Here is a 26055-nt window from a genome sequence, read left to right on the forward strand (position 1 = left end):
ATGAGCGCGGTATTCGATAACGCACCGACGGCAATTGTCGCGGTCGATCCGAATGGCATTGTCATGCTCGTCAACTCGGCCGCGGAGAAGCTGACCGGATTCGCCAAGGCGGATCTTGTCGGAGGTTCGCTGGCCAAGGTGCTGCCGCCAGAATACGGACACCGACTTGCTGCTCTCCATGAGCACTTCGAGGCGGCTGCGCCGGACGCCCCAAGTGGTCTCGATGGTGTGCTGCTGCTACGTCGCCCGGATGGGTCGGACGTCCCGGTTGATGTATCAGTGGCCACGGCAGCCGACGAACCGTCCACTTACATCGTCTCCATGCGGGATGTCACGGAGAGGCGTCCCTTCGACGACGCGTTGCGGTTTTCGTCGAGCCAGGTTCGGCAAGAGCGTCAGGCGACTGATGACCTGGCCACCTACCAGCGCGTATTGGATCGCATCGCACGCGGCGCAGCGCGGGACCAGACACTGGTCGAACTGTGCCGAGATGTCGAGGAGCGGTATCCCGGCACAATCTGCACTGTCATGGTTCCCGACGAGAACTCCCAGGTGCTTTACGTTGCAGCGGCGCCCTCGATGCCGAGTGAGGTGAGTGCGGCGCTCTCGGGGCTCGCGATCGCGGACGGGGTGGGTGCCTGCGGCACCGCCGCGGCGACCGGCGAACTCACGATCATCGACGACGCCCTGACCGATCCCCGAACCGCCGGCTTCCTCGATATCGTGAAGTCGCACGATCTCCGGGCGGTGTGGTCGAGTCCGCTCTACGACAGCGACAACCGTCTGCTCGGGACTTTCGCACTGTATCGACGGGTGCCGCATACCCCGGACGACGCCGAGCTCAAGACGATCAGCGCGGCAGCAGGTCTCGCGTCGCTGACGATCCAGCGTGCCGAGTCCGACCGCTTGCTGCGCACGGCGGCCGAACGTGATGCGCTCACCGGACTCCCGACGCGTGCGGTGTTCTTGAACCGGCTCAACACAATGCTCGGCGAATCGCCCAAGTCGGTTGCGGTCATGTTCCTCGATCTCGACCGCTTCAAGTGGATCAACGACAGCATCGGGCACCCCTCGGGCGATGAGGTTCTCGCTGCGGTCGCCGAGCGCCTCGCGGACGTCGTGGGGGACGAGGCGTTGCTGGCGCGGTTCGGTGGTGACGAGTTCACCGTCGCCCAGACCGATTCAGACCGTGACGGCGCTGCCAAACTGGCGCAACGCCTTGCGTCGGCGTTTGCGAAACCACTCCTCGTCAACGGTCGAGAGCACTTTCTCACCGCGTCGATCGGCATCGCGTTCAGCGAGGAACAGGCTGACGCCTCCGGACTCATTCGCGACGCCGATGCGGCGATGTACGCGGCCAAAGAACGCGGCGGATCGCGCTGGGAGTTCTTCGACAAGAAACTGCGCGATCGCATTGTGCGTCGGGTGACGCGGGAGAACGAACTTCGCCGAGCGATCGACCGTGGCGAGCTCATGATGGAGTACCAGCAGGTCGAGCGGCTGGGTAACGGTGCTCTCGCGGGCTTCGAGGCGCTCGTCCGCTGGAACCATCCGAAGCTGGGACGGCTCGGCCCGGCGGAGTTCATCCCGCTCGCCGAAGAGACCGGACTCATCGTGCCGCTCGGGGTGACGGTTCTCGATCTGGCGATTCGGGATGCGGTCCGCTTGTGCACCATCTCGGACGAAGTGCGACTGAGCATCAACGTCTCGGCGATTCAGCTGGGCGACCCGAACACCGCGGCACACGTCGACGCGGCGCTCGAACGCCATGGTGTCGACCCGTCGAGAATCATCATCGAAGTGACCGAGTCCGGCTTCATGGAGCAGTTCGACCACGCCCTCGCGACGCTGCAGCGCTTGGCCGCCCGAGGCGTGAGCATCGTCATCGACGACTTCGGGACGGGCTACTCGTCGATCGCTCGGCTCGCCGAGATGCCGATCAACGGGGTCAAGATCGACCGCAGCTTCACCCAGGGCATCGAGAACGACGTCCGAGCCGAACTCGTCCTGGCCTCGATCACGCGGCTGGCGCATGCCTTCGGCCTCGCGGTCATCGCCGAAGGCATCGAGTCCGAGCAGGCATATGCGATCACACGCAAGCTCGGCTGCGACTTCGGGCAGGGGTTCCATATCTCCCGCCCGATGCCGCTCGAATCGATCGTCTCCTAGCCTTTACGGCAGCGGCGGAATTGCGCCGTCGACGCCGGTGAAGTCGACAGCCGAGTATTCACGCAGCTTCGTCAGTCGGTGGTAGCCGTCGATGATGCGAACCGTGCCGGACTTCGACCGCATGACGATCGACTGCGTGGTCGCGCCGCCGCCCTGGTAGCGGACACCGCGCAGGAGATCACCGTCGGTGACTCCGGTTGCGCAGAAGAATACGTTCTCGCCGGACACGAGGTCCTTGGTGCGCAGCACGCGGTCGAGGTCGTGACCCGCAGCGAGGGCCTTTTCGCGCTCCGCGTCGTCCTTGGGAGCGAGCTTGCCCTGCAGCTCACCGCCGAGGCAGCGCATCGCGGCTGCGGCGATGATGCCCTCCGGGGTGCCACCGATACCGAACAGGATGTCGACACCAGAGTCGGGGCGTGCAGTCGCGATCGCGCCGGCGACGTCACCGTCGGAGATGAGCTTGATGCGGGCGCCGGTCGCGCGGATCTCGTTGATGAGGTCGACGTGCCGCGGGCGGTCGAGAACGGTCGCGGTGATGTCGGAGATGCCGAGGTTCTTCGCCTTCGCGACACGACGGATGTTCTCGGCGACGCCGGCTTCGATGTCGACGACGTCGGCAGCTTCCTGACCAACCGCCAGCTTGTGCATGTAGAACACCGCGGAGGGGTCGAACATCGTGCCGCGCTCGGAAACCGCGAGGACCGAGATCGCGTTCGGGAGGCCCTTCGACATCAGCGTGGTGCCGTCGACCGGGTCGACGGCGAAGTCGCACTCGGCGCCCTCGCCGTTTCCGACGAGCTCGCCGTTGTAGAGCATCGGGGCTTCGTCCTTCTCGCCCTCGCCGATCACCACGATGCCCTTCATGGTCACCGTCGAGACCATGTAGCGCATGGCGTCCACCGCCGCGCCGTCACCGCTTTCCTTCTGGCCGCGACCAACCCAGCGGCCCGCGGCGAGCGCACCGGCTTCGGTGACACGAACCAGCTCGAGCGCAAGGTTGCGGTCAGGGGTCTCACGGCTGTCAGCCGAAGAAGCGGTCATGCGTGTGGCCTCCTGCAATCGATCTTCGGGCGCGGACGTCCACCCGCGCCGGAAGAGTATCTTTCCAGAACCTCCTCATAATCCCGCTTACTTTGTGAGGCACGTGAGGGGGGTGTGCGAACAATCTGGATACTTATGGCGTGGCTGGACAAAATGCGCGGATCTTCGCCGGCGCCAAAGACATGCTCTGGGCAGTGATCGGACTCGCGCTGATGTGCTTGGTGATCGCCGGGCTCGCCGGACAATGCTCGTTCAGTCCTGGTGGTCCGACCATCGGACCCGTGCACCGATTCGACGCCGAGGCCGGTCTCAAAGAAGACGCTGCGAACCTCGCCTTCCCCGTGCGTATTCCGGCTGTTCCGGACGGATGGGTGCCCAACTCGGGCAACAAGAATGCGATCCCCGGCCAGGGCGGTGGCCCGGCCACGACCGTCGGCTACGTGACCACCGGGAAGCGCTTCATTCAGGTGACGCAGACCTCGGCGACCGAAGAGGCGCTGGTCAAACTGCAGGCGCCGACGTCGCCGAGCAGCGGAATTCAGAACGTCGACGGTGTTTCGTGGATCGTCTATCCCGGCGACAACGGCGAACCGGTGTGGATCGCGGACTTCGGCGACGTACGGATCTCGCTGCGCGGCACGGCTGACCCCGCTGAGTTCGAGGCCTTGGCGAAAGCGATGAAGGCAGCGAAACCGCTGCCCAAGTAGGTCTTAGCCGGCGTCGCGCTGAGCCAGCGCGGCTTCGATGCGCGAACGCGCACCGGCAAGGTGCTGTTCGCAGCGACGGGCAAGCGCTTCGCCGCGCTCCCACAGAGCGATCGACGTGTCGAGGTCGAGACCGCCTTGTTCGAGTTTGCGCACCACTTCCACGAGCTCTTCGCGAGCGGCCTCATAGCCGAGGTCGGCGATATCTACAGGAAGGGCATGCTTCGACGCGGTCACGATTCCACCGTATCGTCTGTGGGCTCCGTCACTATGGAGCGAATCGACCCATCTTGCAGTCGGATGCGAAGTTCGGTGCCAGTAGGGGCTTCGTCCACGGTTCGGACGACGTGTTCGCCCTTGAGAACGATCGCGTAGCCCCGCGCAAGGGTCGCCGATGGACCCAGTGCCGTCAGGCTTCTCCGCAGGTGACTGATCGTGGTTTCTTCCCGGGTGACGAAGCGCTCCACGTCTCGTCGCGCGGCGGTGATCAATCGTTCGACTTCGTCGTGTCGAGCGAACAGCATGTCGAGGGGGCGGTCGAGAACCGGTCGGCTGCGGATCTGCTCCAGGCTCCGGAACTCGCGCTGAACCCACGCCCGTAGTGCTTGTGCGGCGCGTTCGCGCAGGTCAGCGACGAGATCGCGCTCTGCGGCGACGTCGGGTACGACGCGTTTGGCCGCGTCCGTCGGGGTGGCGGCGCGCAAGTCGGCGACGTGATCGGAGAGCGGGTTGTCCGGCTCGTGCCCGATGGCACTGACGATCGGCGTGGTCGCGCGGGAGATGGCGCGGCACAGGGTTTCGTCGGAGAAGGGGAGCAGATCTTCGACGCTGCCGCCGCCGCGCGCGAGGATGATGACGTCGACATTCGGGTCTTCGTCGAGTTCGGCGAGGGCTTCGAGGATCTGCGAAACCGCGGTCGGGCCTTGGACTGCGGTATTTCGAACCTCGAATTGAACTTCGGGCCAACGCTTTCGCGAGACTTCGAGGACGTCGTGCTCGGCGGCGCTGGCCCGCCCGGTGATGAGGCCGACCCGCTTCGGCAGGAACGGTAGTGGCCGCTTCAACCGAGGATCAAAGAGGCCTTCAGCGGCGAGCAGTTGGCGCAGGCGCTCAATGCGAGCGAGCAGTTCGCCGATCCCGACGGCGCGAATTTCGGTGATGCGCAGCGATACGCTGCCGCGACCGACGAAGAACTGAAGCTTTCCGAGAACGATGACCCGGCTGCCTTCAGTGAGCGGCACGGGGGCGTTGCGAAGCAGGTCGGCAGTGCACGTGACCTGCAACGACATGTCAACCGACGGGTCGCGCAAGACCAGAAATGCCGTGCGGGTGCCGGGGCGGAGGTTGATCTGGGTGATCTGGCCCTCGACCCACACCGTCCCCAACCGGTTGATCCAGTCGGCGACCTTCGTCGCGACGGATCGAACCGGCCAGGGATTCTCGGCAGAGTTCGAATTGGCCTGGGTAGACGCTGCGGTCACACCGTGGAGGTTACTTGGATCCCAGTGCGGTGATCCGCTCCGTCAGCATCGTGGAGAAGCCGACGCGGGCCCGGGTGGCGGTCTCGTAGGTGAGCAACGCGGTGACGTCGTCGAGCGTCAGGCCCTTCAGACGAGCGCGGAGCTGCGCGAGCGTCAGCGACGAGTAGTCGATCTCGTCGGCAACGGCCGGAACCTCGGTCGGAGCGGGCTCGAGGATCGGGGTGACGACAGTCTCTTTCGCCGTGGTCGACTCGACCGGGGTCGAGTACAGGGCGAAGCGGCCGGATGCCGGAGCCGAACTCTCCTCGACGGGGTCGAGCGTGATCTCGTCCTCGTCGAATCGCGCCCACTCCGGTGTTTCCTCGGCCGGGTCCAGACCGAGCGTGACGAACAGTTCGTCGCCCTTCATCGCCAGGCCGTGCACGAAATGCTGTACCTGGACACCGGTTTGGATGAGCTGGCTGACGACGCTCATCGGCAGCGCGATCAGCCGCGACGGGATCTTGACGGACTCCTCGAACGCGTAGACAGCAGCACCGACGGCGACCCGGGCAGCGTAAGGCGGGCGAATCATGCCCAATACATTGCTCGGAATCAGCGACAGTGGGTAGGGCCTGTCGATGGACACGATCTCTCCGTTCCTGGAGTTGGCGTTGCCGGCGGTCGACTCATGCCGCGGCTTGACCGTTACGCTGGTTGTCATGACTGGTGCGGTTCCCCTCAGTGTCGGAATGTCGGGTTCGGCTGTGGTTGGAGCGACGGGCCAGGCGAAGCGAATTCTGCTCGCCGAGCCGCGTGGCTACTGTGCGGGTGTCGACCGAGCGGTCGAGACCGTCGAGAAGGCTCTCGAGAAGCATGGTGCGCCCATCTACGTGCGCAAAGAGATCGTGCACAACCGGCATGTCGTGGAAACGCTGACCGACCGGGGCGTCATCTTCGTCGACGAGACGGACGAGGTCCCCGAGGGTTCGCTGCTGATCTTCTCGGCGCACGGCGTCTCGCCGGCCGTTCACGAGTCGGCCGAGCAGCGCCATCTTCGAACGATCGACGCGACGTGCCCGCTGGTGACGAAGGTGCACCAGGAGGCGAAGCGCTTCGCTCGCGATGACTTCGACATTCTGCTCATCGGCCATGAGGGGCACGAGGAGGTCGAGGGAACCGCTGGTGAGGCCCCGAACCACGTGCAGATCGTCGATGGTCCCGACGCGGTCGACAAGATCACCGTTCGCGATGAATCGAAGTTGATCTGGTTGTCGCAGACGACGCTGAGCGTCGACGAGACGATGGAGACGGTAAACCGACTGCGCGAGCGATTCCCGCTGCTGCAGGACCCGCCGAGCGACGACATCTGCTACGCGACCCAGAACCGCCAGGTGGCCGTGAAGGCCATGGCGCCGCACTGTGATCTGGTCATCGTCGTCGGTTCGCGCAACTCGTCGAACTCGGTTCGCCTCGTCGAGGTCGCGCTCGGAGCCGGCGCGCGTGCTGCCAAGCTCGTGGACTATGCCCGCGAGGTCGATCCTCAGTGGCTCGAGGGTGTGTCCACCGTTGGTCTCACGTCGGGTGCGTCGGTTCCGGAAGTGCTGGTCCAGGGCGTTATCGAACTGCTCGCAGGATTCGGCTTCGGACAGGTGCAGCCGGTCACGACGGCGACGGAGTCGCTGGTCTTCTCCCTGCCGCGCGAACTGCGCGCCGCGCGCAAGTAGCGCCGGCGCCGCACTACGGCGTACATCAGCCACGCGGCTCATCGCGGTAGCGAAGCCGTCCGGGGTGTGCCGGCGCATCGTTGATGCGGTTTGGCGTGGCCAGCGCCGGAGTTCCCCACTGCCGGCGGGGCTGACGCCGGGTCTCGCGAACCGGCTCGTTCGCCCGGGCACGGCGTGCTTCGAGTCGCGCGCGAGTCTGGTCGGTCGGCTGGCGGTAGGCGGTATCGGACTGAACGTCCGGTCGTGGTGCGCGCGAATTCGTGCGGAACGTCGGGTCCGGGGCAGGCGGTGGCGTACGCCGGCTGACGCGCGGTTCCCGAGTCGGGCGACGGTCTTCCGGCAGTGACGGCTTGGCCACCCGGCCGGTCATCCAGCGGAAGACAGCCAGCACGAGCACAACGATCGAGGCCGCAAGCATCACGGGGAATCGGTCGACCATGGGGATCGCGACGTTGAGGAGCATGTCCTTGAGCGAACTCGGAGAGCTGCCCGAAACCACGACGGCCGCGACCGGCACCGAAGCCGCCATGATCAGCGGCGGCTGCACCGCCGCAGTGAACAGTCCGCGGTGACGAACGGCAAGTACTGCCGCCACACAGCCGAGAAAGTACAAGGCCGAGAAGGTTGCGGTGAGCTCGTTGCCCAGGAGGGCGTCGACACCGATACCGACTCCAGTGAAACCGAGGGCGATCAGAACCGCGACGGGCGCGGCGACGCCTCGGCGTGCGGCCACGATCGAGCGGTACTCGAGCGGCACTGTGCTGCGCGCAGGCTGGTTTGTCGCCGGATCAAAGCCTTCGGCGCGACGTAAACGCTCCACAGAAGGCCACCCTAGCTGCTCAAATTCAGAATTCCGTCGTGGCGAGGCCGGTTGTCGTGGAGCTTTCGTCCCACAAAACCGAACGTGGGCGCACGTCGACGGTCGATAGCTCCGGACCGTCCTCGTCGAAATGCTGGAGCTCGTTGAGCTTTCGCGCGGTGACCATGACGCGTGTCTCGATCGACGCCACGGCTTGGTTGAAGGACTCCACCGATTTGGCGAGTTGTACGCCGGCGCGATCGAGGTGCGCTCCGGCCGTCTTGATCCGGTTGTACAGCTCGCGTCCGAGCTGTTGAATCTTCGCCGCGTCGCGCGAGATCGCATCTTGGCGCCAGGTGAGCGCGACCGTGCGGAGCATCGTCATGAGCGTGGTCGGCGTTGCGAGGACGACCTTGTTGCTGAAGGCATACTCGAGCAGCGCGGCGTCTGCGGCGAGCGCCGAGTCCAGGAAGACGTCGCCCGGCAGGAACAGGACGACGAACTCCGGGCTGGTGGGAAACGAATCCCAGTAGGCCTTCGCCGCGAGAGTGTCGACATGTGCCCGGACCTGCTTGGCGTGTTTGCGCAGTTGAACCTGCTGCTCGCTGGAGTCCGCAGTCTGCATCGAGTCGAGGTATGCGCTGAACGGGACCTTCGCATCCACGACGATGTGACGCCCGCCCGCGAGGTGAATGACCATGTCCGGCCGGACGCCGTCGCCGCTGTGCTGGAGATCGAAGTCGCAGTGCTGCTTCATGCCGGCTAGTTCGACGACTCGCTGCAACTGCACCTCGCCCCAGCGGCCGCGGACCGTGGGGGCGCGAAGTGCCGACACCAGCTGGCTGGTCTGCGCGGCGAGTTGCTGAGACGTCCGGTGCATGCCATCGACGGTCGAGGAGAGGCCGGCATAGGCCCGGAGTCGGTCCGCCTCGACCTGCTCGACGTGTTCGGCGAGCGCGAGAACGCTGTCGCGAAGCGGGTCGACGATGCGTGAGATCTCGTCGCTGAGGGCGCCGGCGTGGCGCTTCGCCGAATCCTCACTCGCCAGCGCCAAGGAGGACTCGACGAGCCCCTGACTTCCGCTCAACGCCGCCAAACGTGCCTCGGCCTCGGCGGTCCGTCGCTGCATGCGGGCAGACTGCACCGCCCAGCCCAGCGCGAAGCCGAGGCCGAGCGCCAGAACAAAGAGAAGCAGCACCGAGATCGTCATGACCTCGATGCTGCCTCATACCTCTGACAAGTAGCGCAGATGTGCTCTGACCTGCCTATTCGCTGAACGCGCCCATCACCGGAACCCATTCGTGGATCTCAGTGCGCTCGATGAGGTTCTCGGTGGCAAAGACATCCTTGCTGAGAAGCTCGCGGAGAGCGTCCGCACTTTCCGCGCGGAACAGAAGTAGTGCACCGGTCCCGTCCGGGTACGCCCCGGACGAGAGGTTGATCCCGGCGTCCACCAACTCCCGCAGGTAGGTGCGGTGTGCCGGCCGGTGAGCATCCCGCGCCGGGATCGTGGCCTCGGTGTAGGTGTACTGAACAGCGAAGATTGGCATTGCGTCAGCCTACGGGCACCAGTTCGTCGTCTGGGTCCACCTTCCGCTGTTCGACCTCGATGTCCCGCTTGTGGGCCAGCTTCGACGGCCACCACATGTACCGGCCGATGTCGAGGTTCAGCGCCGTGACGAGAACCGACCGGACGATCAGGGTGTCGAGCAGAACACCCAACGCGACCGCGAAGCCGACCTCGGCGAGGAACACGATCGGCAGGGTCGCCAGGGCGGCGAACGTGCCCGCGAGGACCAGACCCGCTGAGGTGATGACACCACCGGTGGCGGCCAGGCCGATCAATGCGCCCTTTCGGGTGCCGACCCGCAACGTCTCCTCGCGAACTCGAGTCATCAGGAAGATGTTGTAGTCGATGCCGAGGGCGACGAGGAACACGAAGGCGAACAGCGGGAACGACGAGTCCGCGCCGGCGAAATCGAACACGTGCCGGAACACCAACGCACTGATGCCGAGCGCGGCGCCGAATGACAACACCACTGTGCCCAACAGAATCAGCGGTGCGACGACCGCGCGCAGGAGCGCCATCAGGATCAGCAGGACGACCACGAGAACGATCGGGATGATCAGCCGGTTGTCGGCCGCCGAGGCATCCTGGACGTCCTTGTTGATGGCCGTCTGTCCGCCGACGAGCGCATTCGCGCCCTGCAGTTTGTGCATCGCGTCGCGGGCGCGGTCGACGGTCGCGAACGCGGCCTTCGAGTCCGGAGAATCGGTCAGCGTGGCTTCGACGTAGACGATCCCGTCCTTCGAACCCATCGGCTTGACGCTGGCTGCGTCGATTCCGGGGACGCGGGCGAGGGTGCTGACGACCTCATCGGTCGCACTCGCATTGGCCACGACTGCCACCGGCGAACCCTCGCCACCCGGGAAGTGCTTGGCCAGCACCTCCTCGGCAGCGATCGACGGCTGTTCGCTGGTGAACATGTCCTTGTTGCTCAGGCCGTTGGCGTTGAGCTGCAGCATTCCGAAGCTGACGACCAGAAGCACGGCGGTGGTGCCGACCCACACCGCGCGCGGACGCTTGGCGAGGACGGTTCCAGTTCGTGCCCAGAAGCCCTTCGACGTCTGCGTCGGGGTTCCCAGACGCGGGATGAACGGCCAGAACACCCAGCGACCGCAGATCACCAGCAGGACCGGCAGAAGAATGAGCATCATCAGCAGGGCGACGACGATGCCGGCCGCCGCGACGGGCCCGAGTCCCGCTGTCGAGTTCATCTGCGCGAAGGTGAGGCACAACAGACCGATGACCACGGTCGCGCCGCTGGCGATGATCGCGGGCGCTGCGCGGTGCAGTGCGTGCGCCATGGCTTCGTGACGGTCGGCGTAGCGGTGGAGTTCCTCGCGGTAGCGAGCGACGAGCAGCAGTGCGTAGTCGATACCCGCACCCAGGACCAGGACGCTCAGAATGCCGGCACTCTGACCATTCACGGTCAGGTCGCCGTACTTGGCCAGCAGGTACACGACACCTTGCGCCGTCATCACGCTCGCCACGCCACAGAACAGCGGAATGAGCCACAGCACGGGGCTGCGGTAGGTGAGCAACAGCATGACGATGACCACGCCGACGGCGCTGAACAACAGAACGCCGTCGATTCCGCCGAAGGCTTCGGCCTGGTCCGCACCCTGTGCAGCAGGTCCGGCGATGGAGGCCTTCAGTCCGCCGGTGTCGGCATCGACGATCTTCCGCAGGTCGGTGACGATGCCGGGCAGCTTCTCCCAGCCCTCGCTGGACATGTGGGTCATCGCGATGACCTGGACCGCCTGGCCGTCCGGTGAGGTGAATCGGGCGAGGTCAGCGCCCGTCAGCGACGGCATGTACGGAATCCACAGGTCGATCTTGTCTTCGGGAAGTCCCGCAAGTCCCGCGGTCGTCACGTTGGTGATGCCGTCGACGCCCTTGATCTTCTGGATGTCTTCGGTGATCGCCTGGATGTCGGCACCGGTGATGCCGGAGTCACGAGTGAAGACGATGATCGCCGGGATGTTGTTGGGGTCGGAGAACCCCTTGGTCTTGGCGAGGGCTTGAGTCGACTCGGCGTCTCCCGGAAGCCAGGAGGCGATGTCGTTCTTCTGGACACTGGTCAGCTGCGCGCCGAAGGACCCGATCGCACCGATGAAGACGAGAGCGAAGGCGAGAATCGCCCACTTCGTCCACCTATGCGTGATCCAACCGGCTACCTGTCGATTCATAACTTCCACTAATACCGGCAAATCTGGCGCAAACGCCATCCGGTATTTCCCTGATATGACCCTGAGCGCGCCCCGCGCATCTCACGCCCCGGCGCGGTTACCGCAACTTGTCAGAGGGCAGTCGTAGCGTCTGCGACATGCGGATCCTGCACACCTCCGATTGGCACATTGGCCGAACGTTTCATGGTGTCGATCTCCTGGCTGACCAGCTCGCTGCACTTCTTGCCATTGCTGACCTGGTCACCGAGACCGGCGTCGACGTCGTCGTGCTCGCCGGTGATGTGTACGACCGCGCGATTCCGAGTGCCGACGCGGTGTCGACCTGCATGGCCGGGCTCGAGGCAATCCGGGCCGCGGGTGCCCAGCTCGTCGTTTCGTCCGGCAATCACGACTCGGCCCCGCGGCTCGGTGCGGGATCGTCCTTCGCTGCCGCGGGCGGGCTGCACCTGCGCACGGACCTGAAGCAGATCGCCCAGCCGGTTGAGCTCGTCGACGAGCATGGCCCGGTTTTGATCTACGGCATTCCGTACCTCGAACCCGAGGTGACCCGGCATGGCTTGGCGTGCGGCAACTCGCACGAATCGGTGCTGACTGCGGCGATGGGTCAGATCCGTGCCGACATCGAGTCTCGAGATGGCGCGCGCACAGTGGTCGTCGCGCATGCGTTCGTCGTCGGCGGTGAGCCCTCGGAATCCGAGCGATCGATCTCGGTCGGGGGAGTCGAAACCGTGCCGGCCGGGGTGTTCGCCGGCGTCGACTATGTCGCCCTCGGACATCTGCACTCGCCGCAGACGATCGCCGAGAACGTCCGGTACTCGGGGTCTGTGCTGCCGTATTCCTTCGCGGAGACCTCCCATCGGAAGGCCGTCTGGGTCGTCGATCTCGACGCACAGGGCCTGTCGAACGTGGAACGACACGACTTGCCGATCATCCGCGGACTGTCGACCCTCACGGCGTCTCTCGAGGAACTGCTCACCGATCCGTCCTTTGCTACATATGAGGACCACTACATCTCCGTCCTGCTCACGGACGCGGTGCGCCCTGCGGAGGCAATGCGGAAGCTGAAGGCGCGCTTTCCCTTTGCCGTCCACCTCGACCTCGTGAACCAGCAGGCCATGCAGGCTCTCGACTATCGGCGAAGGGTCAAGGGACGGACGGACCTCGATATCGCGCGCGGGTTTGTGGCCGACGTGCGAAGTGAACCGACGATTGGCGAAGTTGCCTGGCTCGAAAGTGCGCTCGCACAGGACGATCGTCAGGTCGAGCCGACGGGGGTGGCCAAGTCGGCATGAGGTTGCACAAGCTGTCGATCACCGCGTTCGGGCCGTTCGCGGCGACCGTCGACGTGGATTTCGAGCAGCTTTCGACGGACGGGTTGTTCCTTCTCCATGGAGCGACGGGCTCAGGTAAGACGACGATTCTCGACGCGATCGCTTTTGCTCTCTACGGCCGTGTGCCCGGTGTGCGGGGGAAGGAGAACCGCCTCCGTTGCGATTACGCCGAGGCGGCGGTCGTTCCTCGCGTCGAGCTCGAAGCGACGGTCGGCGGTCGTCGCCTCCGTCTGATCCGGAGCCCTGAGTACCTCCGGCCCAAGCGTCGTGGTGCCGGCGAGACGAAGGTCAACGCGGCGGTCACCCTGACCTGGCTCGACGGCAAAGGCAACAACCTGACGCGGCACACCGAGGTCGGCGATGAGGTCAACCGTCTGCTCGGGATGAGCGCTGAACAGTTCTTCCAGGTGGTGATGCTTCCGCAGGGCGAGTTCGCGAAGTTCCTCGTGGCGGCTAATGACGAGCGCGAGAAGCTGCTCGAGCGCCTCTTCGACACCGGTCGGTTCAAGGCGGCGGAGGAGTGGCTGGCCGAGCAGCGGCGAAAGAGTGCCGATGAGCTCGAGACATTGAGCCAGGCTCGGGACCGTCTCGTTTCGGAAATCAAGGGAGCGACGGCCGCGGACCTGCCCGCGGACGGACATGTCGAATGGGCCACCGACCTGCTGGAATGTGCGCGGCTTCGCGTCGAACAGGGACGTGCAGAATACGAGCTCCGGAGTCGTGAGCGGACCGAAGCACACAAGCGAGTGGCCGACGAAGAGGCATTGGCGGCACGCCTGATGAGGCGCGAACAGGCGTCGGCGGCGATGGCTGAGCTGCAAGCGCAACACGACACCTACCTGACCTGGGTGTCCGAGCTCGAAGGTGCCCGGCGCAGCGCCGAGGTCGCTGTTCTCGATGCGCAGCTGGTGTCTGCTCAGGTCCGGAAATCCGGTGCGGAGAAACAAGTCGGTAGCTGCGCGGTCGCGCTCGAGTCGGATGCTGACGGCGCCGACCTAGCTGCGATTCTGCAATCCCTCGAAGCGGGGGAGCGGGTCTCGGCGGTCGATCAGGCGATCGGGACCTGGAACGCCGAAATCGGTCTGCTCGACGCGATCATTCCGCAGGTCGAGGAGCTGGCTGCGACCGAATCGGCACGTCAGCGGGCGGGGACAGAACTCGAATCCGTCGGCGTCAGGCTCGCTGCGCTGACGGAGCAACGTGCGGTGCTCCCAACGCAGATCGCCGAAGTCGACGGCGAGCTCAGCGTTGATTCCGACCTCGCCGCCGGACTCGACGCGTTGATGGTTTCGGCGCGCGAATGCCGGAACCAGCTCGACGCCGCGAAGGCGCTCGTGCAGCAGCGTCGCGCCGTGCAATCTGCCGAGGCAGCCGCGATCGCGAGTCGCTCCGCGCACGTGTCTGCCCGGGAGAACCTCGTCGATGTTCGCGAGCGTCGTCTCAACTCGATGGCGGTCGAATTGGCGGGAGCGTTGGTCGCTGGCGAGCCCTGCGAGGTCTGTGGATCTGTCGAGCATCCCGCCCCGGCGGTTCCGGGCGGTTCCGGCGCAACCAAGGATGACGAGGCGAAGGCCCGGGCTGCGGAGCAGCGGGCCGCTGACCTCAAGGAACTCGATCAGGAGCGGCTCGCAGAAGCTCGCCGTGAGGCCGACCGGTTGCTGGTCGTCTCGAACGACGAGCCGGTGAGCACTCTGACCACTCGCCACGTCGACCTTGTCGCCAAGCTCGATGCCGCTCGCGCTGCTACTGCCCGAATTGAAGCATTGCGGTCGACGATTGTTCGATTGCAGGCCCAGCAGTCCAGCCTCGACGAGGAGATCCGCGAGGCCGAGAAGCGGTCCGCCGTCCTGACCCAACAGATTGCTTCCGTTGACGAGGACCTCGAGCGACGTCGGGCCGCAATCGGTGATGTCTGTCGGTCCGACATTTCGCCGGTCGCGCGCCGCGATCGACTGTCGAGCCTCGTAACGACGGCGGGACGGCTGCGCGACGCACTCAACTCGTCGGCCACCGCCGCCGAGGCGGTTCGCGAGCTCGAAGCCAGGGTGGGCCGCGCGGCGCTGGACGCCGGATTCGAGACCGCCGAGTCCGCACGGCAGGCGGTCCGCGGAGATACACAGATCAAGCGGCTCGAGAGTGGCTTGCGTGCGGTCGACGATCGACGGGTTCGTGCCGAGGCCGTTCTCGAGGAGACCGCTCCAGACGCGGACAAACCCGTCGACGTTTTGGCGGTCACTGCGGTTCTGCGCGCGGCGACGGCCGACGCCGAGGCGACGGCAGCGAGGCTCTCGGCGGCTAAGGACGAGGTCGCGAAGCTGGAACGACTCGTCGTCGACCTCTGGGCAGCGGACAGCAAGATCGCGCCCAAACGCGAACGGCACAACGAACTTGCCGGCATCGCCGATCTCGTCGCCGGGCGCGGGCAGAACCAGCGCAAGATCTCGTTGCGGTCCTACGTCCTCGCCGCGCGACTGGAGGAGGTCGCGGCCGAGGCGTCGATGCGGCTGCGGCGGATGTCGGGTGGTCGGTACGAGTTCGTTCACAGCGATGCTGCAGGCCCTCGCGGAACACTCGGCGGACTCGGCCTTGACGTTCGTGACCTCTACAACGACCAGGTCCGGTCGGTGAAAACCCTGTCTGGCGGGGAGAAGTTCATGGCGTCGCTGTCCTGTGCGCTCGGCCTGGCCGATGTTGTGGCCAACGAGTCGGGCGGCACCATGCTCGACACCCTCTTCATCGACGAGGGGTTCGGCTCGCTGGACGGCGAATCGCTGGAGTCGGTCATGGGTGTCATCGACGATCTTCGTGAAGGTGGTCGGATCATCGGCGTGGTCAGTCACGTGGAGGAGATGCGGCAACGGATTCCCGCGCGGCTGCACGTTGTGCGTGGTCACCTGGGTTCTCGGCTGGAAGTACAGGTCAGTTGAGCGGGTAGACTTCTGACCTCGTGAGCCTCACCCTCGGAATCGTCGGTCTACCGAACGTCGGAAAGTCGACATTGTTCAACGCACTGACCAAGAACAACGTCCTCGCCGCCAACTATCCGTTCGCCACGATCGAGCCGAACGTCGGTGTTGTTCCGCTTCCGGACTCTCGTCTGAACCGTCTCGCGGAGATCTTCTCGTCGGAGCGGATTCTGCCTGCGACCGTGTCGTTCGTCGACATCGCCGGAATCGTGAAGGGCGCGTCCGAGGGTGCCGGGCTGGGCAACAAGTTCCTCGCAACCATCCGTGAGGCGGACGCGATCTGCCAGGTCGTGCGGGTTTTCGTCGATGACGATGTCGTGCACGTCGACGGCCGAGTCGACGCCTTCGCCGACATCGAGACGATCGCGACCGAGCTGATCCTGGCTGACCTTCAGACTCTGGAGAAGGCAGTACCACGTCTGGAGAAGGAAGCCAAGGTCAAGAAGGACCGCAAGCCGTACTTCGATGCGGCAGTGGAGGCCCAGGAGCTTCTCAACAGCGGAAAGACGCTGTTTTCTGCCGGCAAGTCCATCGATCCGGAGTACGTCCGCGAGCTGCATCTGCTCACCGCAAAGCCGTTCCTGTACGTCTTCAACGCCGACGAGTCGGTGCTCACTGACGACGCCCAGGTGCAGAAGTTGCGCGAAGCCGTCGCGCCCGCCGACGCGGTGTTCCTCGACGCGAAGATCGAAGCCGAGCTTCAGGAACTCGACGACGAGAGTGCCCTTGAGCTGCTCGAATCGATCGGTCAGACCGAGCCTGGCCTCCACGCCCTCGCCAAGGCCGGCTTCCACACGCTCGGTCTCCAGACCTACCTGACGGCCGGTCCGAAGGAATCTCGCGCCTGGACGATCCACCAGGGCGACACCGCCCCCAAGGCTGCCGGCGTCATCCACACCGACTTCGAAAAGGGCTTCATCAAGGCCGAGGTCGTTGCCTTCAAGGACCTCGACGCGGCCGGCACAATGGCTGCCGCCAAGGCCGCGGGCAAGGTCCGGATGGAAGGCAAGGACTACGTCATGTCCGATGGTGACGTGGTCGAGTTCCGTTTCAATGTGAGCAAGTAGGCGACGAAGTTGTGCGGATCTATCCACCGCCGTCTGGTTTCCAGGCTTCGCTGAGGTCTGCCCAGCTGTACCGTCCACGCTTTTGCCAGATTCGGAAAATCCCGTAGATGCAGAGGGCTCCGACCGAGCCAAAGAACAGGGCATTGCCGGTGTGATGATCGACGGCAGCATGGACTGAGGCGATCGAAGATCCGATTCCGAACATGCCGGGAAAGATAAACGCCAGAAGCCACGCAGTTCGGCTCGGTGGATCGAGGTCGGTTCCGGTGAGTCCTGCCTGCGAGCGACGCGCTCGATCGCGCGCGATCTTGACCCGAGTCGCAGTGATCGCAACAACCACCGCCGCGGCGAATGCAATACCGGCCCACACGGGACAAACGTTATTGAAGCGGCTGCCGCCGAGCGCGAGTTTGCTCTCAAACGGGCAGGCGCTCAGTCGTCGAGTTCCGCTTCAATGTGAGCAAGTAGGTCAGGAAGTAGATCGAGCCGCCAACGCGGGTTGCGCGACTAGATCCGGGGTCCAACAGTCAGGCAATGGCGATGCTGCGGTCCCTCATCCGGCGGCGACCACTAGCCGGGGCAATGGCCGCCTGTCACTTGATTGGGCCGCGACGCGCCTAGGGTAAATGCGTGAACCTGCGGGAAGTCAACCAGCTGAGGCGAACTGAAGCGGGCAGGATCTGCCGCCTCCAGGTCGCCGATGTCCGGGCTTCTCTTGTGCCCGTCACTTGGATCGCCTGCGAGAATTCGGCATTCGTCTTGCTCGTCGGCGCTGTCCTGTTCACCGCCGCGGCGGTATTTCTTGCGGGTTGCGCGGTCTTGGTCCTCGCCGACGAATCTCGTTGGCTTGTTCTTGGTTTTGGACTCATGGTCGCCGCCGCTGCACTCGGATGCTGGCTCGCGGCGATTCCGCGGCTGCGGGGATTCCTACCGTCCATTGATCTCGATGAGCTTGGGCTGACCGTGGAACTCCATCCGTCGCGGAGAAGAACCTACGCGTGGTCAGAATTAGGGACGTTCAAACCCAAGACTCGTTGGATTCCCGCTGGTGAATACAACCCGGGAGTGAAAATCCGTTACGTCGAGTGCCTGACTCGCCGGCCTGGCAAGCGCGAGTACCTAGAAATCCCGTCCGGTTTTGGCGACCCCGAGCCGCTTGCGACAATCCTCAACGCTTATCGCACGACGTACGGCCTACCGCATCGCGAACTTTGATGTCGCCGAATTGCGGTTCACTGTGAGCAAGTAGGTTGCAGAAATGGTTGGCTGCGGCCGGTCAGGGAAACCATCGCTCGCTTTGGCGAACTCCGGTCTGGATACTCGCGGCGAGCCCAGTCAAACCGCTTAGGGAGGGCAGTTGAATTCGTCGTGGAAGAGTTGGTACCGCGTCGACAACGTCCCCAAGCGGTGGTTGCCCGTGTACGTGCCGATCTCGTACTTCGTCGCCGCGCTGATGTGGAGCTACATCCGTCTCGCCCGCTGGACCTGTCGGTTCACCGTTGTCGGCAAAGAGCATCTTGAAACGCAACGTTACGTGTGGGTGCTGTGGCACGAGCACGTGTGGCTCAGTTGGATCTCGCTAGGCGATTGGCGGGGTCAGGGCTGGCTGAACCATCCCTATTGGTACATGCGGCCAGTCCATCTGGCGGCTCGCTGGGATGGCGTCGAAACGCTTTATCTGGGTTCCAGCGGTACCGGGGGACGGGAGGCGCTCGAGGCAATGATCGCCGGGGTCCGCCGTGGGGAAAACACGATGTTGATGCCAGACGGTCCTGCCGGTCCTCGACGTCGAGTGCGCCCCGGCGCAGTTCTCACCGCGGTTGCGACCGGACTGCCGCTCGTCCCCCTTCGCTTCCAGGTGAAACGTTGCTGGAACCTTGGGGGATGGGACGAAAAGCCTCTTCCGATTCCGTTTGTCTCGCGCTGGGTGCTCACTGTCGGAGCGCCTATCACGGTCGTTCCAGGGGAAGAAGTCGCGGCGACTTCGGCATTGGTGAAGGCCCTCAACGGTGATTGTGAATGAGCGCGACCGGGTGACCATAATCTTGGCTATCAGGGAGCGCGACGTTGACTCCCAATTCCGCTGTTCAATCGCGGTTGTAACCATCTACCGTCAGCGAATTCACGGCGTAGCGTCGTCCCCAGCAAAGCGATGGTTCGGCGGCTGGAGGCATCGTGTCTCAACAAGATCAGTATGTGCTCGGCTACCGCACCGAAGAACAGAAGCGGCTACAGCAGCAGGCGGCTCAGCTCGCGCCTGAGTCCAGTTGGCTGTTCGATCAGGTGGGCTCTCTCGAGGGCTGTCGCGTCGTCGAGATCGGTTGCGGACCGCATGGCTGCCTCGACGAACTCTCGCGTCGTGTCGGCAAATCTGGATCGGTCACGGGCGTCGAGCGAAGCAGCGATGCCGTCATGCTGGCGCGACAGATGATCGCTTCTCAAGGCCTGCATAACGTGGAAGTTCGCGAAGTTGATGCTCGATCCACGGGCCTACCGCGGGGCGGCTTCGACTTTGTCACCGCACGCCTGGTTCTGGTGAATATCCCCAGGCCGCACGAAGTGGTTATGGAGGCGGTGGCGCTTGCCAGGCCCGGTGGACTTGTCGCCTTCCATGAGGCGGACTGGATCAGCCACTTCTGTGATCCGCCAAGCGAGGCGTGGACGTCGATCGTCGACCTGTTCGTGGACTATTCAGCACGGAACGGAATTGACCCATTCATTGGTCGTAAGGTGCCCCGCTTGTTGCGCGAGGCCGGCGTGACCGATGTGCAGATCAATCCGATCGTTCACATTTACCCACCCGGTCACGAGCGCCGATCGATCTTGCTCGATTTCGCCGAGAACCTCACGCAACGTGTAGTGAGCGACGGCATGATCCAGGCGGACGAGCTCGGGGAGATCAAGACTCGCCTTGCACAAGATCTGGCCGACCCGAGAAGGCTCGTCGTATCCCACCTCTTCTTCCAGGTGTGGGGTCGCAAGCCCTCCTAAGCGTCTGACCTGAGCAGTCCAGCTTCCAGCAGCGCGACTGTCTCATCCGTCCAGCGCTGAGCGGTCCACCCGCAGCTGAGCACCAAGTCCTCCCACGCGGCAGAGCTGGTAGCGACCCAGATCATTGCTGCGGCTGCGTCGGTCGACAACCCTGGCCTGAGCAAGCTCTCGTTCTCGAGACGGTCAGCAACTTGGCGACAGCGCTCGAGTCTGGCTTGATCCCGCTCTTGCCAGGCGATCTCGGCGGCGGCGTCGGATCGGCGGAGCACGCCCAGCGCAATGATCATCGGGAGCAGAAGTGGCTTGATGTGGGCTTGCAGGGCGACGGCCTTCCGCAACGCTTCGCGCCCCGACGGCGCTTCGTCGATACGGCGCTGACGGTCCGGAGTCCGATATTTCCGATCCGCCAGTCGGCTGGCTTCGAGAAGCAGGGTGGTCCGGTCGGCGAAGTGGAGGTAGAGAGCCTGCCGGGATACGCCGGCACGTGTAGCTACCTGCGACATCGACACCGGCGCGCCGCGGCCGTCCTCCAGAACGGCCAGTGCTGCTTCGAGGATTCGTTGTCGGGTCTGTGGGTCTCCACTTGACACGGTGTAAAGCTTACTCGGATACTTGAAACTCGAAAGCTTGACAAGCTGTAAAGCGAGGTGCCTGTCATGTCGAATGCTGAGCGGCGGTTGTCTGAACTGGGATTTCAATTGCCGCGACCGGCTGTGCTGCCGCCCGGTGTCAGGATTCCCTTCAGCTGGGTCCGCGTCCACGGAAGTCGCGCCTTCGCTTCGGGGCACGGGCCCCTGGCGCCGGACGGCACGATGGCCGGACCGGTAGGACAAGTGCCTTCAGAGGTCTCCCTCGAACAGGCTCAGAGCGCAGGTGTTCTTGCGTTGTTGTCCATGCTCTCCAGCTTGAAGCAGGCGATCGGAAGCTTGGACAGAATCGACGCATGGTTGACGGTTACCGGATTCGTCAATGCAGCACCGGACTTCGAATTGACGACCATGGTTCTGAACCCTGCCTCTGAGCTCTTGCTCGAGGTTTTCGGTCCGGAGGTCGGTGCGCATGCTCGAACGGCGGTCGGCTATTCGACCCTGCCGTTCCGCCTGCCAGTGGTGATTTCAGCGGAACTGGAGATCGCCGGCGCGACCGCGTGACCCTCAGTCGACGAGCGCCAAAACCTCGTCGAACCCCGCCACCAGGCAGTCGAAGAACACCTCGAAGTCCGGAATCGCGCCGGTGTCAACGTCGATGCCGAGTGCGCAGGTGTCGACATAGGTCAACAGCGTGACGTTGACCGCAGCCCCGATTGTCGGGCCGAACGCGAACTGCATCTGCACCTTGGCTCCGCCGAGATACACCGGGACCGGAATCCCGGGAACGTCGCTGGCCAGGAAGTCGACGTGGCGCAGGATCGAGCCGATGTACCAACGTGGCATCAGGTTGAGGGCGCCCGCGATCAACTGGGTGTAGGGCAACGACTTCTCATGGCGTACCCGTTGCGTGCGGCTGTGGATCGCGCTTATCCGCAGCGCGGGATCGGCTTCGCCGGCGGGTACGTCGAACCGCATCAAAGTGATCTTGTTCCCACCCATGGAGTCGTCCGTGGTGCGCAGGCTCACCGGCATTGTCAGGTGCAGATCACCCACGCTGACGCTGTGTTTGGCGTGGTAGAGACGCAAGCCGCCGGCCACCCCGGCAACGAACGCGTCGTTGAGCGCGCCGCCGCCGCGGTGGGCGGCTTCTCGCAAACGCGGCATCGGCACTTCCAGCACGGCGAGGTGCCGCACAAGCGAGCGATCCGTCATCAGCGAAGATCCAGTCTGGTTCACGGGCCGCACGGTGCGGTACACCGACGCCACCATCTCGGCCGCCTCGGTCGCCACGTGAACCGGCCGGCGAATGCTCTCCACCAGCAGTGACGGAGCTGCTTTGAGCGCGCTGCGGACGGTCGAGGACAGGAGTCCCACGTCGTAGCCGGCCGAATCCCGGTAGGTCTGGAGGAACTGCGGGTTGGTGATCTGGGGTTCGACGATCTCCTCGCTGATCACCCGAGGCTCCTCGGTGAGGTCGAACAGTGTCATCGCGATCTGCACGCCGCCCACGCCGTCGGTCAACGAGTGATGGAACTTGCAGAGCACCGCCGCGCCGCCGTCCGCCAGTCCGTCGATGAACGTGACCTCCCACATCGGACGAGCGCGGTCGAACTCGTCCATGGCCGAGCGGCGCGCCATCTCCAACACCACGTCGAGGCCTCCGGGCGCCGGGGCCGACACCCGGAGCATGTGGAAGTCGAGGTCGAAGTCCGCGCAGTATTCCCACCGAGGCGGCGCCGGCGGAACCGACTCCACCACCCTCTTGCGGAACATCGGCAGCTTTGTCGCAACCAACTCGAACCGGGACCGCACGACATTCCAGTCCGGTTCGCGCTCCAGCAGAATCACCGTGACGACCGTCGACCTCAGCCGGGGATCTGCCTCCATCGCCCAGGTGAACGCGTCGCTATTGCTCATGAATTCAGTCATCGTTCTCTCCTTCACGGAAAGCTACGACGGCGGTGATCCGCATCACAACACCCAGGACGTGATCGGAGACTTTGTGCCCTAAGACTGAGGTCCATGGTGGATCGGTCGGACCCTGCTTGGACCCGGCTAGCATGAGCCTCACCACGGAAGGGGCACAAATGGGCTTGGTGCGAGTCGACCTCAACATCTCACTCGACGGCTATGCGACGACGACTGACCAAACTCCCGAAGACCCCATCGGGCAGGATTGGCAACGCCTCACCGCGGCGTACGTCGCAACGAAGACCATGCAGAGAAAGGTCTTCGGTCAACCCGATCGTGGCAGTGATGGCATCGACGAGAACTACGCCGCAGCGTATTTCGAGGGCATTGGCGCCGAGATCATGGGCGCCGGCATGTTCGGACTACACCTTCACCCAGACGACCCGGACTGGCAGGGCTGGTGGGGTTCGAACCCGCCGTTCGGCGTCCCGGTGTTCGTGCTCACCCATGAGAAGCGGCCAACGCTGACGATGGAAGGCGGCACGGTTTTCTACTTCGTCCAGAGTTCGGCCGAGGAGACGCTCACGCTCGCCAGGGACGCTGCCGGGGATCGCGACGTTCGTATCGGCGGCGGCATCAGGACCGTGCGGCCGTACCTCGCGGCCGGTCTGGTCGACCGACTGCACGTGGCCATCGCGCCGATCCTGCTCGGCCGCGGTGAGAATCTGTGGGCGGACCTGCGGGGATTCGAGGGTGGGTACAACGTGGCGACGGAAGTTGCCGAGAGCGGCACGATCCACGTCACTTTCTCGCGCTGACCTCGAGTTCCCGGGTACTGAGGGCGCCTATGGTGCGGCGCGCGAGGATCAGCCAGCACAGAATGGCGAATCCCGAGAGTGCCGCCGGAGTCCAATGGTCGAGCAACAGGGATGCCGCGGTCGCACATCCGAATGCCAGCACGTTGGCGACCACGTCGTAAACGGGAGCTACGAAGCGCCGGTTGACCACGTGTGCCACGGCGATGACAAGTCCACAGGCGAAGGTGACGGACAGCAGGAAGTTCACCACAGCCCGAGGATATCGGCAGCTATCCGGCAGCGCTTTCCGCGGCCATGCGGACCCCTTCGATCGTCTGCCGCATGCCGGCCTTCATTGACTGGGTGAACGCATCCTGCCCGCCCAGATAGGTCTCAGTGAGGTTCAGCGACACCGCTGATAGTCCCTCTGGTGTCTCCCGCCGCTGCGTGAGCCGCGTTCCGCCGGACTCGTTGCGGTCCAACGTGAATGACCACACCGCCCAGTTCTCGACGATTCGGAATGCGAGCTCCTGTAGCGGCGTGAAACGCACGATTTCGCCGTGGGTTGTCCACTCCAGACCGTCCTGGCTGTTGAGGTTCGTGAATTGCGTTCCCAACCCGACCTGGTCGAAGCCGCTGCGAAGTCGGGTTGAGCGCACCTGCGGACTCCAATCCGGCATCCGGCAGACATCGCTGACCAAGCTCCAGACTTTCTCGATGGGCGCATCGATGTCGATGCTGTCCATGAGAACGGGCTCGTATTCAGGCATGGCCACTCCTTGAACTATGCGACCGTCCGGTCGTAATTATGAAGCTAGCGCCCGCGGTAATTTACGTCCAGTCGGTCGTATAAAATAGATGGATGACTTCCGTGGACGGTCGGCGCGCGCGCGGTGACGTGACGCGACGCAAGGCCGCGCGCAAGGCGGCAGAGATCGCCACCACTCACGGGCTCGATTCGATCTCCGTGGGCTCGCTCGCCGCCGCCACGGGACTGAGCAAGAGCGGCATCCTGACGGTTTTCGGTTCCCGTGAGGCGATCCAGATTTCGGCCGTCGCAGAGGCGCGGCGGATCTATCGCGAGACGGTCATCGCTCCAGCGTGGGGTAGCCAACCGGGAGAACCCAGGCTGCGGGCGCTCGTCGACTCCTGGATCGCCTACCTGCTCGCCGGCGTCTTTCCCGGAGGCTGCTTCGTCTCAGCTACGTCTGTTGAGTACGGGCACCGCGAAGGGCCAGTCGCGGACTCGGTCCGCAAACTGAAACGTGAGTGGCTCGATCTGCTCGAGGCGGAGTTCGTCACGGCCGGGTCGGCGGACCCGGCGGCAGATGCATTCACGATCGACGCCCTGCTCAACGCCGGCAACGTGCGTCGCGAATTGTTTGGCAACAACGCGGAACTCGACCGAGCGCGCACACTCGCCCTCAGGGTCGTCGGGTAGATGCGTCGCGCCACTCGACGATGTCGAGCGCGACAGCAATGTTGACACTGTTGTCGTTCAACGGTCGCGGCAGCAGTTGATCCGCCCGTTCCAGGTGTCGAAGCATGGTGTTGCGATGCACGTGCAGGGTGGTCGCGGCCCGTGAGGCGTTGCACTGGCACTGCACGAACATCCGTACCGATTGGCGGATGTCGGCGGGGGCGGTGGCGAAGGGGCCGAGCGTTGCGGTGACGAACGCGTCCGCGCCTTCGAGGTCACCACTGAGGATCGTGAGTAGTTGTACGTCGGTGAAGTTTGCGACGCGGCGGCTGGACTTCAGGCGCGCGACCATGTGCTGGGTCGTCAGCGCGTTGAGATGGCTGCGCCGGAAACCTTCGATCCCCGAAGCGGCCGGTCCGAGTGCAATACGAACTCCGGCAATGGATTTGATCTGCGTGTCGAGTCGATCGGCGTCCGGCGGGTAGCCGCCCGCATACCACACCCACAGGGTCGCAGCGCTCGGCACGACAGTGAGCCGGTGACGCGCACCGCAGGCTCGGGCGACGAGGTCACTCGCGCGTTCGAGGTCGCTCAGTTCGGAATCCGGGTCCTCGCCCCAAACGATCGCCGCGAGATGCGTGCCGGTCAATGCGTAGCCCAGTCGCGCCTCAGCGCGCGGGCGGGGAATGGGTGCTCCGTCGAGGATGAGCGAGACGACCTCCCGGCGCTCGGCGTGTGTGCCGCGAGTCAATTCGTCGCGTTCAACGGCCATGCGCGCGGCAACTGCGCCGATCGTTGCATCGAGAAAGTCGGAGATCGAGGCAAACGCGAGGCTGAGGACCTCCTGCAGGATCTCCGCGTCGGAGGTCAAGGTGAACGCCTCGCGCATGAACTGCACCCATGCCGCGTTCTGTCCGATGCGGTACGAGTCCAAGGTTGACTCGGTCATTCCGCGCCGAATGAGGTCGCGGGCGTAGTTCAGCGTCTCGGCGCCGATGTTCGCAGGCACCCGGGCAGCGGGATCGCTGGCCACCGCGGTGGCCCAGTGGAGCATGTTTGAACGATTCGTTCGCTGCGTGGCGGCCCGTAGCACGGGGTCATCGGCGATGACCCGCATGCTTGGCGCGGACATGATGGCGGCGTCGATATTGGCGAGCCATCGCTGTGGCTCGCTGAGCGCAAGCTCAGCGGTGCGGCGGAGGAGATCGAGCGCCTCTTCGGATGCCATGGTCGAAGGATAGCCATGCTGGTGCAACAAGCACCATGACATGTCAAATGTGATGCACTCTGCCATGGCTAATGACGTGGTTTAGAGCGGATTCTGGAGTC

26 protein-coding genes are annotated in these 26055 nt (G+C 64.5%); 12 read left to right on the forward strand and 14 right to left on the reverse strand.

What is annotated here, in order from left to right; genetic code table 11:
* On the forward strand, positions 1 to 2169 hold the full coding sequence (locus F600_RS0101890; RefSeq protein ID WP_156024358.1) for an EAL domain-containing protein: 2169 nt from the start codon (positions 1 to 3) through the stop codon (positions 2167 to 2169).
* A gap of 3 nt (positions 2170 to 2172) precedes the next feature.
* Here F600_RS0101890 and glpX read toward each other — a convergent pair whose 3' ends face one another.
* Positions 2173 to 3210 carry a class II fructose-bisphosphatase gene (glpX, locus tag F600_RS0101895; RefSeq protein WP_018158887.1) on the reverse strand — a complete coding sequence of 346 codons (1038 nt, stop codon included), beginning with the start codon at positions 3208 to 3210 and terminating at the stop codon, positions 2173 to 2175.
* A gap of 140 nt (positions 3211 to 3350) precedes the next feature.
* On the opposite strand from glpX, the gene F600_RS0101900 reads away from it, so the two are divergent.
* The gene (locus F600_RS0101900) at positions 3351 to 3917 is read left to right on the forward strand and encodes a DUF4245 domain-containing protein (protein ID WP_245541452.1); all 567 of its coding nucleotides are present in this window, start codon (positions 3351 to 3353) and stop codon (positions 3915 to 3917) included.
* A 3-nt stretch (positions 3918 to 3920) separates the two neighbouring features.
* On the opposite strand, the gene F600_RS0101905 is transcribed toward F600_RS0101900, so the two are convergent.
* The 3 genes from F600_RS0101905 to F600_RS0101915 are packed head-to-tail and all read right to left on the reverse strand — an operon-like array spanning position 3921 to position 6098.
* Entirely contained in the window at positions 3921 to 4151 is a 231-nt protein-coding gene (locus tag F600_RS0101905) for an exodeoxyribonuclease VII small subunit (RefSeq protein ID WP_018158889.1), read from the reverse strand.
* Positions 4148 to 5395: an exodeoxyribonuclease VII large subunit gene (xseA, locus tag F600_RS0101910; protein ID WP_018158890.1), complete on the reverse strand. Its 1248-nt coding sequence runs from the start codon at positions 5393 to 5395 to the stop codon at positions 4148 to 4150. The genes F600_RS0101905 and xseA overlap by 4 nt, the downstream gene beginning before the upstream one ends.
* Positions 5396 to 5405: 10 nt before the next feature.
* Positions 5406 to 6098, reverse strand: a complete 693-nt coding sequence (locus tag F600_RS0101915; RefSeq protein ID WP_018158891.1) for a lipid droplet-associated protein — start codon at positions 6096 to 6098, stop codon at positions 5406 to 5408.
* Between F600_RS0101915 and F600_RS0101920 the strand changes: the two genes are divergently transcribed.
* A complete protein-coding gene (locus F600_RS0101920; RefSeq protein WP_018158892.1) occupies positions 6097 to 7101 on the forward strand; it encodes a 4-hydroxy-3-methylbut-2-enyl diphosphate reductase in 1005 nt (334 codons plus the stop codon). The two genes, F600_RS0101915 and F600_RS0101920, sit on opposite strands and share 2 nt — an antisense overlap.
* 25 nt (positions 7102 to 7126) lie before the next feature.
* Here the strand turns inward: F600_RS0101920 and F600_RS29970 are convergent, their stop codons facing one another.
* Genes F600_RS29970 through F600_RS0101940 form a run of 4 tightly spaced genes read right to left on the reverse strand, consistent with a single transcriptional unit; the run spans position 7127 to position 11653 of the window.
* The gene (locus F600_RS29970) at positions 7127 to 7921 is read right to left on the reverse strand and encodes a DUF6542 domain-containing protein (protein ID WP_156024359.1); all 795 of its coding nucleotides are present in this window, start codon (positions 7919 to 7921) and stop codon (positions 7127 to 7129) included.
* 25 nt (positions 7922 to 7946) lie between these two features.
* Complete coding sequence (locus tag F600_RS0101930; protein WP_018158894.1) at positions 7947 to 9110, reverse strand: DNA recombination protein RmuC; 1164 nt, start codon at positions 9108 to 9110, stop codon at positions 7947 to 7949.
* Between the two features lie 55 nt (positions 9111 to 9165).
* Positions 9166 to 9450 carry a YciI family protein gene (locus F600_RS0101935; protein WP_018158895.1) on the reverse strand — a complete coding sequence of 95 codons (285 nt, stop codon included), beginning with the start codon at positions 9448 to 9450 and terminating at the stop codon, positions 9166 to 9168.
* Between the two features lie 4 nt (positions 9451 to 9454).
* A complete protein-coding gene (locus F600_RS0101940) occupies positions 9455 to 11653 on the reverse strand; it encodes an MMPL family transporter (protein ID WP_018158896.1) in 2199 nt (732 codons plus the stop codon).
* A gap of 137 nt (positions 11654 to 11790) precedes the next feature.
* Between F600_RS0101940 and F600_RS0101945 the strand changes: the two genes are divergently transcribed.
* The 3 genes from F600_RS0101945 to ychF are packed head-to-tail and all read left to right on the forward strand — an operon-like array spanning position 11791 to position 17017.
* Positions 11791 to 12945 carry an exonuclease SbcCD subunit D gene (locus tag F600_RS0101945; protein WP_018158897.1) on the forward strand — a complete coding sequence of 385 codons (1155 nt, stop codon included), beginning with the start codon at positions 11791 to 11793 and terminating at the stop codon, positions 12943 to 12945.
* Complete coding sequence (locus tag F600_RS0101950) at positions 12942 to 15911, forward strand: AAA family ATPase (RefSeq protein WP_018158898.1); 2970 nt, start codon at positions 12942 to 12944, stop codon at positions 15909 to 15911. The genes F600_RS0101945 and F600_RS0101950 overlap by 4 nt, the downstream gene beginning before the upstream one ends.
* A gap of 20 nt (positions 15912 to 15931) precedes the next feature.
* Positions 15932 to 17017 (forward strand): redox-regulated ATPase YchF, encoded by a 1086-nt coding sequence (gene ychF, locus F600_RS0101955; RefSeq protein WP_018158899.1) that lies wholly within the window; start codon positions 15932 to 15934, stop codon positions 17015 to 17017.
* A gap of 19 nt (positions 17018 to 17036) precedes the next feature.
* On the opposite strand, the gene F600_RS0101960 is transcribed toward ychF, so the two are convergent.
* Entirely contained in the window at positions 17037 to 17387 is a 351-nt protein-coding gene (locus F600_RS0101960; RefSeq protein WP_018158900.1) for a hypothetical protein, read from the reverse strand.
* Between the two features lie 260 nt (positions 17388 to 17647).
* Between F600_RS0101960 and F600_RS0101965 the strand changes: the two genes are divergently transcribed.
* The 3 genes from F600_RS0101965 to F600_RS0101975 all read left to right on the forward strand — a co-directional run bounded on the left by F600_RS0101965 (position 17648) and on the right by F600_RS0101975 (position 20008).
* Complete coding sequence (locus F600_RS0101965; RefSeq protein WP_060934603.1) at positions 17648 to 18232, forward strand: hypothetical protein; 585 nt, start codon at positions 17648 to 17650, stop codon at positions 18230 to 18232.
* Positions 18233 to 18374: 142 nt separating this feature from the next.
* Positions 18375 to 19040 carry a lysophospholipid acyltransferase family protein gene (locus F600_RS29975; protein WP_018158902.1) on the forward strand — a complete coding sequence of 222 codons (666 nt, stop codon included), beginning with the start codon at positions 18375 to 18377 and terminating at the stop codon, positions 19038 to 19040.
* A 152-nt stretch (positions 19041 to 19192) separates the two neighbouring features.
* A complete protein-coding gene (locus tag F600_RS0101975) occupies positions 19193 to 20008 on the forward strand; it encodes a methyltransferase domain-containing protein (RefSeq protein ID WP_040630036.1) in 816 nt (271 codons plus the stop codon).
* On the opposite strand, the gene F600_RS29980 is transcribed toward F600_RS0101975, so the two are convergent.
* Positions 20005 to 20598, reverse strand: coding sequence for a TetR/AcrR family transcriptional regulator (locus tag F600_RS29980; protein WP_018158904.1), 594 nt, complete (start codon positions 20596 to 20598; stop codon positions 20005 to 20007). The two genes, F600_RS0101975 and F600_RS29980, sit on opposite strands and share 4 nt — an antisense overlap.
* A 66-nt stretch (positions 20599 to 20664) precedes the next feature.
* Here F600_RS29980 and F600_RS0101985 point away from each other — a divergent pair, with 66 nt between their 5' ends.
* The gene (locus F600_RS0101985) at positions 20665 to 21159 is read left to right on the forward strand and encodes a RidA family protein (protein WP_018158905.1); all 495 of its coding nucleotides are present in this window, start codon (positions 20665 to 20667) and stop codon (positions 21157 to 21159) included.
* 3 nt (positions 21160 to 21162) lie between these two features.
* Here F600_RS0101985 and F600_RS0101990 read toward each other — a convergent pair whose 3' ends face one another.
* Positions 21163 to 22527, reverse strand: coding sequence for a wax ester/triacylglycerol synthase domain-containing protein (locus F600_RS0101990; protein WP_026306069.1), 1365 nt, complete (start codon positions 22525 to 22527; stop codon positions 21163 to 21165).
* A gap of 158 nt (positions 22528 to 22685) precedes the next feature.
* Between F600_RS0101990 and F600_RS0101995 the strand changes: the two genes are divergently transcribed.
* A complete protein-coding gene (locus tag F600_RS0101995; RefSeq protein ID WP_026306070.1) occupies positions 22686 to 23327 on the forward strand; it encodes a dihydrofolate reductase family protein in 642 nt (213 codons plus the stop codon).
* Here the strand turns inward: F600_RS0101995 and F600_RS0102000 are convergent.
* Together F600_RS0102000 and F600_RS0102005 are read right to left on the reverse strand one after the other, a co-directional pair.
* Positions 23311 to 23577 (reverse strand): hypothetical protein, encoded by a 267-nt coding sequence (locus F600_RS0102000; protein WP_018158909.1) that lies wholly within the window; start codon positions 23575 to 23577, stop codon positions 23311 to 23313. The genes F600_RS0101995 and F600_RS0102000 overlap by 17 nt on opposite strands.
* Positions 23578 to 23596: 19 nt before the next feature.
* Positions 23597 to 24076: an SRPBCC family protein gene (locus F600_RS0102005; protein ID WP_018158910.1), complete on the reverse strand. Its 480-nt coding sequence runs from the start codon at positions 24074 to 24076 to the stop codon at positions 23597 to 23599.
* 92 nt (positions 24077 to 24168) lie between these two features.
* On the opposite strand from F600_RS0102005, the gene F600_RS0102010 reads away from it, so the two are divergent.
* On the forward strand, positions 24169 to 24747 hold the full coding sequence (locus tag F600_RS0102010; protein WP_018158911.1) for a TetR/AcrR family transcriptional regulator: 579 nt from the start codon (positions 24169 to 24171) through the stop codon (positions 24745 to 24747).
* Here the strand turns inward: F600_RS0102010 and F600_RS0102015 are convergent.
* Complete coding sequence (locus tag F600_RS0102015; RefSeq protein WP_018158912.1) at positions 24731 to 25954, reverse strand: PucR family transcriptional regulator; 1224 nt, start codon at positions 25952 to 25954, stop codon at positions 24731 to 24733. The two genes, F600_RS0102010 and F600_RS0102015, sit on opposite strands and share 17 nt — an antisense overlap.
* Positions 25955 to 26055: the final 101 nt, after the last annotated feature.

Origin of the sequence: Smaragdicoccus niigatensis DSM 44881 = NBRC 103563 (assembly GCF_000380645.1) — a bacterium.
GTDB classification, from domain to species: Bacteria; Actinomycetota; Actinomycetes; order Mycobacteriales; family Mycobacteriaceae; genus Smaragdicoccus; species Smaragdicoccus niigatensis.

Excerpts from the sequence above, each read along its gene's own strand:
- F600_RS0101890 (WP_156024358.1), top strand. The coding sequence starts at position 1 with ATGAGCGCGGTATTCGATAACGCACCGACGGCAATTGTCGCGGTCGAT.
- glpX (WP_018158887.1), bottom strand. The coding sequence starts at position 3,210 with ATGACCGCTTCTTCGGCTGACAGCCGTGAGACCCCTGACCGCAACCTT.
- F600_RS0101920 (WP_018158892.1), top strand. The coding sequence starts at position 6,097 with ATGACTGGTGCGGTTCCCCTCAGTGTCGGAATGTCGGGTTCGGCTGTG.
- F600_RS0101915 (WP_018158891.1), bottom strand. The coding sequence starts at position 6,098 with ATGACAACCAGCGTAACGGTCAAGCCGCGGCATGAGTCGACCGCCGGC.
- F600_RS0101930 (WP_018158894.1), bottom strand. The coding sequence starts at position 9,110 with ATGACGATCTCGGTGCTGCTTCTCTTTGTTCTGGCGCTCGGCCTCGGC.
- F600_RS0101935 (WP_018158895.1), bottom strand. The coding sequence starts at position 9,450 with ATGCCAATCTTCGCTGTTCAGTACACCTACACCGAGGCCACGATCCCG.
- F600_RS0101940 (WP_018158896.1), bottom strand. The coding sequence starts at position 11,653 with ATGAATCGACAGGTAGCCGGTTGGATCACGCATAGGTGGACGAAGTGG.
- F600_RS0101945 (WP_018158897.1), top strand. The coding sequence starts at position 11,791 with ATGCGGATCCTGCACACCTCCGATTGGCACATTGGCCGAACGTTTCAT.
- F600_RS0101950 (WP_018158898.1), top strand. The coding sequence starts at position 12,942 with ATGAGGTTGCACAAGCTGTCGATCACCGCGTTCGGGCCGTTCGCGGCG.
- F600_RS0101985 (WP_018158905.1), top strand. The coding sequence starts at position 20,665 with ATGTCGAATGCTGAGCGGCGGTTGTCTGAACTGGGATTTCAATTGCCG.
- F600_RS0101990 (WP_026306069.1), bottom strand. The coding sequence starts at position 22,527 with ATGACTGAATTCATGAGCAATAGCGACGCGTTCACCTGGGCGATGGAG.
- F600_RS0101995 (WP_026306070.1), top strand. The coding sequence starts at position 22,686 with ATGGGCTTGGTGCGAGTCGACCTCAACATCTCACTCGACGGCTATGCG.
- F600_RS0102005 (WP_018158910.1), bottom strand. The coding sequence starts at position 24,076 with ATGCCTGAATACGAGCCCGTTCTCATGGACAGCATCGACATCGATGCG.
- F600_RS0102010 (WP_018158911.1), top strand. The coding sequence starts at position 24,169 with ATGACTTCCGTGGACGGTCGGCGCGCGCGCGGTGACGTGACGCGACGC.
- F600_RS0102015 (WP_018158912.1), bottom strand. The coding sequence starts at position 25,954 with ATGGCATCCGAAGAGGCGCTCGATCTCCTCCGCCGCACCGCTGAGCTT.